4 protein-coding genes and 1 pseudogene are annotated in these 3,203 nt (G+C 65.4%); all 5 read right to left on the bottom strand.

The window, feature by feature from the left end; all coding sequences use genetic code 11:
* Nucleotides 1-204 (bottom strand): annotated as a pseudogene (locus GVM20_RS16170) (hypothetical protein); the annotation flags it as partial.
* A gap of 190 nt (nucleotides 205-394) precedes the next feature.
* Nucleotides 395-1,141 carry a Bax inhibitor-1/YccA family protein gene (locus tag GVM20_RS16165; RefSeq protein ID WP_166548214.1) on the bottom strand — a complete coding sequence of 249 codons (747 nt, stop codon included), beginning with the start codon at nucleotides 1,139-1,141 and terminating at the stop codon, nucleotides 395-397.
* A 141-nt stretch (nucleotides 1,142-1,282) separates the two neighbouring features.
* Nucleotides 1,283-2,083, bottom strand: a complete 801-nt coding sequence (locus tag GVM20_RS16160) for a pyrroline-5-carboxylate reductase family protein (protein ID WP_166548213.1) — start codon at nucleotides 2,081-2,083, stop codon at nucleotides 1,283-1,285.
* 13 nt (nucleotides 2,084-2,096) lie between these two features.
* A complete protein-coding gene (locus tag GVM20_RS16155; RefSeq protein ID WP_234032071.1) occupies nucleotides 2,097-2,603 on the bottom strand; it encodes a type III secretion system chaperone family protein in 507 nt (168 codons plus the stop codon).
* Nucleotides 2,604-2,762: 159 nt separating this feature from the next.
* Nucleotides 2,763-3,203: SPOR domain-containing protein (locus tag GVM20_RS16150; protein ID WP_166548212.1), on the bottom strand; the 441-nt coding region annotated here is incomplete at its 5' end.

The following is a 3,203-nucleotide window of genomic DNA, read 5'->3' as shown; positions in this document are numbered from 1 at the left end:
CACCAGCACGCGCACGCCGTTCGGCTTGGCGATCACCACTCTCGCCATGGGCGGCGGAGGCGGCGGGGGTGCCGGGGTCGCACAGGCCGCGAGCAGCGCGCCGCCCATGGCGAGAGTGGTGATCGCCAAGCCGAACGGCGTGCGCGTGCTGGTGCGTTCCTGCGCCAATGACGGGGACGGGGACGTGTGCGGGGCCGCGCTCATTGAAATAACCTCTCCTGCTGCGGGCTGTGCTGCCACTGGCGGGGCGAGCATGTGCGCCCCCGGCTTGCTCCAACCTGAAGCGTCCGAGATAGCCGCCCCAGCGGACAAAGCAAATGCCCGGAGCCTATGGAAGGCCCCGGGCATCCGACATTTCAACACCTGTGTCAGGCATTTGCCTGATGCAGATTAGTTATTCCCGATTGCCGAGGAAGCTCAGCAGGAACTGGAACATGTTGATGAAGTCCAGATAGAGGCTCAGCGCGCCAAGAACGACGGCCTTTCCGGCAAATTCGGTGCCGCGCAGATACTCATACTCGGTCTTCAACCGCTGCGTGTCATAGGCAGTGAGACCCGCGAAGATCAGCACGCCGATGAAGCTAATGGCGTAGTGGAACGCCGGGCTCTGCAGGAACAGGTTGATAACCATCGCCACGATCAGGCCGATCACGCCCATGATCAGGAAGCTGCCCATGCCGGACAGGCTGCGCTTGGTCGTGTAGCCATAGAGCGACAGGCCGGCGAAGGCCGCCGCGGTGGCGAAGAAGGTCGTGGCGATCGAGCCGCCGGTGTAAACCAGGAACACCGAAGACAGCGACAGGCCCATCAGCGTGGCGAAGCCCCAGAACATCAGCTGGAGCGTAGCGGTGCTGAAGCGGTTGGCGCCAAAGCTCATCGCAAAGACGATGATCATCGGCGAGAGCGCGACGATCCAGCGCAGGATGCCACCGGTGAAGATGATCGCCGCCACACCGCTGGTGAAGGCCAGCAGCGCGACAATCCCGGTCAGCAGGATGCCCGACGTCATGTAATTGTAAATCGAGAGCATGTGCTTGCGCAGGCCCTCGTCATAGCTTGCGCGGCCGGCGACGTCGCCTCCGGCGCGGGGCACGGAGCCCAAACGCTGCGCATTGCGCGAGGTGTCATTCCAGTCAGCCATTGCGAAACCCTTAGCCTTTCCTATCGGAGCGCGGAAACGCCCGCGCTCTCCAATGGGGGGAATATCGGGGTTTCCTCGGCGCATTTCAAGCGAAACCGGATTGCAAAGCGCGCAATCCATTCATCTTAACCGATGTTAATCTTAACTGCCTTGCGACAGCGCCGCACCCTTGTCGCGGGTGGCGCGCAAGGTGTCGGCCAGCAGGCGGCGCAAGGCTGCGCCTTCGTCGAGCACGTTGAGGCCCTCGCGGGTCATCCCGCCGGGGCTGGCAACCCGGTCTGCGAGTGTGGCCGGGCCGACATCCGATGCCGCCGCCAAGGCCGCCGCGCCTTCGACCGTGGCGAGTGCAAGGCTGGCTGCGGTGGTCTCGTCCAGCCCGAGGTCGATGGCCGCGCCTGCCAGCGCATCGATGAAACGATAGACGAAGCCCGGCCCCGAACCGGCAAGCGCGGTGACGAGATCGAATTGCGCCTCGTCTTCCAGCCACACGGTGCTGCCGAGGGTGTCGAACAGCGCGAAGGCGGCGGAGCGTGCGGCCTCGTCACATCCGGCCTCGCACAGGATTACCGGCGACTTGTTGATGCGCGCTGCAAGGTTGGGCATCACCCGGACATGGGCGGCGGCGCGCGGGAAGCCTTGGCCGAGCTGGTCGAGCGTGATCCCGGCGAGCAGCGAAAACACGGCCACACCCGCGCCTGTCAGCGCCTGAAGCCCCGGCCCGAGCGTCCCCAATTGCTGCGGCTTGAACCCGAGCAGAACAGCGTCATGCCCCGCGCCTGCCGCGTCTTGCGCGCTGCGGTAAAGCGCCACGCCGTCCGGCGCTTCGGGCAATGCGGGATCGAGCACCGCAAACCGCGTCGGATTCTCACCCGCTGCCAGCCACCCGGCCAGCATCGCGCCGCCCATATTGCCGCAGCCGATGATCAGAAGCTTCTGTGTCATGCGAGGCAGGCTCTCAGGCCTCGCCAGCCGCGTCAACCATCGCCGCATCCAGCGCTTCGCGCGGGGTCTTGCCGCCCCACAGCACAAACTGGAACGCGGGGTAGAACCGGTCGCATTCGTCGATCGCGCATTCGACCAGCGCCTGTGCCATGTCGATGCTCAGCCGCCCGTGCTCGCCCAGCAGCGCACCGTGGCGGTAGAGCAGCACGTCGCCGTTCGACCAGATGTCGAAATGACCGAGCCACACCTGTTCGTTGACGAGGCACAGCAGCTCATAGGCGGCCCCGCGCTTGTCCTCGGTCACGCGAATGTCGGGCAGGCACAGGAACTGGAGCACACCGTCTTCGGCCCGCCAGATCGCGCGCAGCTGGTAATTGGCCCAGCTGCCCTGCACTTCGCCGGTCATCTCGTCATCCGAGACCAGCTCACACGGCCATCCGCGCGCGGCAAACAGGCTGGCGAGCATTTCGACGGGGGCGGCATCGTCCTCGGCGGAATAGTCCATGTCTTGCACTCTCATGGCCGGGGGAACGCGGGGGGGAAGGTCGTTTGCACCATTGGGGCAACGCATGAACGGGTTGGGGTGTGGTTGGCAATCGCCCGCGCCAGAGCGGCTGGGGAGAACCGGATAGAGCTGTGCAAAGCCTGTGCAAAGATCGTGCACAGATGGCGCCACACTCTACTTAACTGGCTGAATCTCTTCGCCTTCCGGGCTTACATAGAGGAAGCTGTCGATCCCCTTGGCCTTGAGCTCGCGCAGCAGGGCCTGAGCCTTGTCGCGGCTGTCGATCGGCCCGGCCAGCAGGCGGTTCGCCTCGCCCCAGCGGGTGGTGTGCGGCTTGAGCTTGGCAAGCGGCGCGCCGCCCTCCTTCGCGATGCGCCGCCAGTCGAAGCCGAGCGCCTTTACGTTCTTGCCGGTCGCCACCTGCACCCAAACGCGGCTGGGGTGGACAGGCTTGGGCGGTTCCTTGGGCTTGGCCTTTTCAGGCGGCGGCGGAGGCAGTTCGCGCTTCACCGTGATTCGCGAAATATCGACCACATCGCCGCTGACCCGCGCATCGGGGAGCGGGGCGTCCACGAGGTCGGCAAAGGCATCGGCCACGCGGACCGGATGTACGGG

This window comes from Porphyrobacter sp. SLTP (assembly GCF_009905735.1).
Lineage (GTDB): Bacteria > Pseudomonadota > Alphaproteobacteria > Sphingomonadales > Sphingomonadaceae > Erythrobacter.
This window is presented reverse-complemented; position numbering and strand designations above follow the sequence as displayed.

What these genes read in the sequence shown, in the direction of transcription:
- GVM20_RS16155 (WP_234032071.1), bottom strand. Translation starts at nt 2,603, where the DNA reads ATGAGAGTGCAAGACATGGACTATTCCGCCGAGGACGATGCCGCCCCC.
- GVM20_RS16165 (WP_166548214.1), bottom strand. Translation starts at nt 1,141, where the DNA reads ATGGCTGACTGGAATGACACCTCGCGCAATGCGCAGCGTTTGGGCTCC.
- GVM20_RS16160 (WP_166548213.1), bottom strand. Translation starts at nt 2,083, where the DNA reads ATGACACAGAAGCTTCTGATCATCGGCTGCGGCAATATGGGCGGCGCG.